The 4,331-nt window shown below is 57.7% G+C and carries 2 protein-coding genes and 1 pseudogene; 1 reads left to right on the top strand and 2 read right to left on the bottom strand.

The features are described 5' to 3' along the window. Positions 1 to 316: pseudogene (locus WBC85_RS17300) on the top strand (acetyl-CoA C-acyltransferase); the annotation flags it as partial. 9 nt (positions 317 to 325) lie between these two features. On the opposite strand, the gene pbpC reads toward WBC85_RS17300, so the two are convergent. Then, positions 326 to 2,368, bottom strand: coding sequence for a penicillin-binding protein 1C (gene pbpC / locus WBC85_RS17295; RefSeq protein ID WP_424440308.1), 2,043 nt, complete (start codon positions 2,366 to 2,368; stop codon positions 326 to 328). A 3-nt stretch (positions 2,369 to 2,371) separates the two neighbouring features. Further along, positions 2,372 to 4,331: alpha-2-macroglobulin family protein (locus tag WBC85_RS17290; RefSeq protein ID WP_424440305.1), on the bottom strand; the 1,960-nt coding region annotated here is incomplete at its 5' end.

Genomic DNA, 4,331 nt, shown 5'->3' with positions numbered 1-4,331 from the left:
GGGTATTGGTCCAGTCCCAGCCGTTGAAAACCTGCTTGCGCGCACTGGTCTCAAAATCACCGATTTCGACGTGATCGAAAGCAACGAGGCCTTCGCCGCCCAGGCACTTGCCGTGAACAAGGGGCTTGGCCTTGATCCCGCGAAAGTGAACCCGAATGGCGGCGCCATTGCGCTTGGCCATCCCGTTGGTGCAACGGGTGCCTTGATTACCGTAAAAGCACTTTACGAGCTTGAGCGCATCGGCGGCAAACGCGCGTTGATTACAATGTGCATTGGCGGCGGTCAGGGCATCGCGATTGCGATCGAGGCGCTCTAGAAACAGGCTCTAATCAAGCCGGATGGTCGCGCGCGCTGCGCGGCCATCCCTATCCATGACGGTTAGCTGAACAAAGCCCTGTTCGAACAAAGGTAACTGCGCTTCTCGTGTTTGCACGCTGCGCAAGATCGGCGCGCCATTTGCCATCCATGTAAAGGGTGGGCTGCCGTCGCGCACCTTCACCACGAGACCGGCATCACTTAACGCCAGCCGTGCGCCGTCTGGTGGAAAGGCCATCTTTGGCGCATCGGGTGCCGCTTGAAACACTGCATGTCGTCCCTTGAACCGCTGTAGCGGCAAAGGCAGTGCAGCTGTTTCCAGCAATAGCGTTTCTGGTGGTGGCGGGGGCAAGGGAACAGCCTTGTCAGCGACCAGTCCAACCAGCTCAAACAGGATAGGTGCCGCCAGTTCCCCGCCGAACGCGCCCGGGACGGGCGTGCCGTCTGGTCGGCCGATCCAGACACCCGCAACGTAGCGCCCGTCAAAGCCAATCGACCACGCATCACGATGTCCGTAGGACGTGCCCGTTTTATAGGCCAGACGCATCTGCGCCGCACCGGCAGGCGGCGCGAGCCCAGCAAGGACATGACTGACCTGCCATGCGGAAGATCGGTTCAGGAACGTCTCTTCCTCGTTCAACTTTTTGCCAAACTGCCAAGTTAGTGTCTTTCTCTGGCCACCCTGCGCCAAACCCGCATAGAGCTGCACAAGCCCTTCTAACGATGTGCCGACACCGCCCAAAGCAACAGCCAATCCAGGCGCGCCGCCCGGAACTTCCGCTTGAACACCCGCCTTTCCCAGCGCCGCCATTAGCCGCGCAGGGCCGATTTCCTCGGTCAGCAAAACAACCGGAATGTTAAGGGAAAGCCGCAAAGCTTCATCAACCCGCAACTCTCCGCGAAACTCGCCGTCGAAATTCTGTGGCGCATATCCACCGAACGCGACGGGGCGATCATTAATTAGGCTCGCGGGATGCGCCAAACCTTGGTCAAAGGCCAAAGCATAGACCAGTGGTTTGAGCGTAGATCCAGGCGAGCGCAGCGCGCGCGTCATGTCAATGAACCCTTGCCGCCCCGCATCATCAGAATATCCGCCCGATCCAACATGAGCCAGAATCTCGCCTGTTGTATGATCCGCCAAGACCAGTGCAATCGACAGGTTCTCCGCCTTTCCCTGAATGCTTGCTTTCGCCAGGGCTTCGGCCCGTTCTTGCAAGTTTGCCTTAATAGTAAGGCGATGCACGCCCCTTTCCGGTTCAGCGCGACGCGCACGATCAGACAGGTGTGGCGCAAGCGCGGGAAAAGGCGATCTTGCGTTTGATATTGGCTCCAAATGGGCCGTTTTTGCCTCTTCCAGCGTCACGGTCTTTGTTGCTGTCAAACGGTCCAGAACGACTTGTCGTGCCTTGCGCGCTGTCTTTACATTCGTATCTGGCCGACGCGCTTCTGGTGCTTGGGGCAAAGCCACCAGCAAGGCCGCCTGCGCGGCAGTCAGTCGGTTGGGTTCCTTGCCGAAGTAGCTAAGCGTTGCCGCGCGTACACCTTCAATATTGCCGCCATAGGGCGCAAGCATGAGATAGAGTTGCAGGATTTCATCCTTGCTCAGAACCTGTTCCAATCGCATTGCAACGCGGATCTGGCGCAGCTTTCCGCCCCATGCGCCTGTTCCGCTTTGCTCTAACAAACGCGCGACCTGCATTGTCAGTGTTGAAGCCCCCGAAATGATTTTGCCGTTAGTTAGAGCCTGTTTTGCCGCCCGCACAAGAGCCCGGCTGTCTACACCGCTATGCTCAAAAAACCGTTTGTCTTCGTAAGCGACCAGCATCTTGATAAAGCGCGGATCAACCTGATCTGTCGTGACTGCAAGGCGCCAACGGCCATCTTCAACAGTATAAGCGCGCAATAGAATGCCCGCGCGATCACGTACCTCAACAGAGGTCTCTGGCAATACATTCGGCAGCTTTGTCTGTGTAATCCAAGTGTCAAACGCATCGCGTCCCAGCGCAGCTGTGAACAGCGCAAGGACAAGCGCGAAAAACCCGAAACGGCGCATGGTTTACTCGATCACATTCATTTTGCCCGTGTGTGTATGTGCGCGGTATTGCGGGCGGTACATGTCTTCAACCGACGCAGCAGGATGATGGTAGGTTCCGGGCGACACACCCCGCACGATATAAGCGAGACGGAATGGCTCGCTCCGGCTCCAATCCACGGCCGCCAGAAAACGATCCGATCGAAACTCCGAATAGGTCGCATTGGCGGGCTTAAGCCAATCAAGCGCGCGGATGTCGCCCCCGCGAATGAGATTCGGATTGTCGATCTCAAGTCCCGCAGGGAGTGGATCATTAATCATCAACCGCGATTCACCGCTTTCAAAGGGTGTGACTGTCAGAACCGCGACCAAACGCTCGCCCGTGCGCAGGTTAGGTACGCCTACAGGCTCGCCTTCCAGTGTGAAATATTCACGGGTGATCTTGTAACCATAGCCGCCTTCGTCTGGCGCGATTGCTGGCACACCAAAGGTACTAAGTGTGATGTCCATCGCATTCGCCGAAGTGTTGGTGATTTGAAGCGGAGCTGCGCCACCCTCATAGCGTCGGATCAACGGGCCCGTATTCACCGACCCGTTCACTGTAAAGCCCGCGGCGTTCGGGTTCTCGACCAAAGCATGCGCGGCAAGCAAGGCCCAAGAGGCCTCTTGCGTAGATAGGGAACGCCCCGCGCGCGCGATGCGATCCGAAAGGACCGATGTGTCCACCGTCGCACTTCCCGCCTCTACCGCGAGGGTCAAAAGACCTGCCGCATCACGTAGGTTGGTGCCGAAGTCGGAGCGCCACACACGTGCCTCTTCGCCCATGCGCGGCACCATCAAACGGGCCGCGCGGGCAAACATGGAATCGGCGCGCGTTTGATCGCCGTATGACGCCAAAGCCGCACCAAGCTGGGCAGCCGCCAAAGGCGTCGTAAAGGCCTCTGCCTTTACATCTGCGTAATAGCGCAGATCACCCATGGACGCCGCACCTTCGCGTGCGAGAACCATCAAGGAATAGGCGATGTCTTCACCGCCCTCATCAAAGTCGGGCGCATAGTTGATACGGTTGCGCAGGTTATCCATTGCAATACGGAAGGCGAGATTTGGAACCTCATAACCTTGCGACTTGGCGCGCGAAAGAAAATCACTGACATATGCGTCCAGCCAAAACTCGCCTGAATCGGGCCGCCATAGGCCGAAGGCACCATTGGAAGATTGCCGTGTAAGCACCTGCGCAATCGCCTGATCCACGCGGGTTTGCACGGTTTGGCGCGTGTTCAGGCCCATTGCCTCGGCAACCTCGTCGAAATAAAGCAGCGGCAACGCGCGCGACGTGATCTGCTCTGTGCAGCCATATGGATAGCGATCCAAAGCCTGCAAAAGTCCTGGTGCGTTCAGCTTAGATAGTGGGCCAGCGGCAAGCACGGCTGAACCAGTGCCTCCCTTGAAATCAGCGAACACCGCGTCGTCCAAAGTAAAGGTTGCACCACCTGCAACGCTGATCCGGCGCACTTCGCTGATCTCGGGGTCATTGGCGCGAACGGGCAGGGTTAACTCCTGCGTCAGTTGCTGACCATCTGGTGTTGTCAACGCGATACGAAGCGAATGATCGCCAACACCAGAGGCCAAGATTGGCACAGTTAGTGTCTGTTTTTGCAACTCGCCAATCGTCAGTCCCGAAGGAATTGACGCAGCATCCAAAGCAATTCCATTGGCAGAGATATCAAGGCCCACGCGTCCGCTTGGCCCTGTGGCGTGGACGACTTCGATCAGCGCGGTTGATTGATCGCCCGGCGCAAGGAAACGCGGCAACGAAGCGGTGACAACGATGGGGTCACGTACCAGTACATCTGCTTCGGCTTGGCCAATTCCTGTGGCGGACCAAGCAACTGCCATCAGGCGCACAGTACCGTTGAAGGCGGGCATGTCGAAGCTGACATTCGCATTACCATCTGCCCCAACCGTGACGAGACCAGAGAAATAG

The sequence above is a fragment of the Planktotalea sp. genome, from assembly GCF_049680325.1.
In the GTDB taxonomy this organism is placed as follows: Bacteria; Pseudomonadota; Alphaproteobacteria; order Rhodobacterales; family Rhodobacteraceae; genus Planktotalea.
This window is presented reverse-complemented; position numbering and strand designations above follow the sequence as displayed.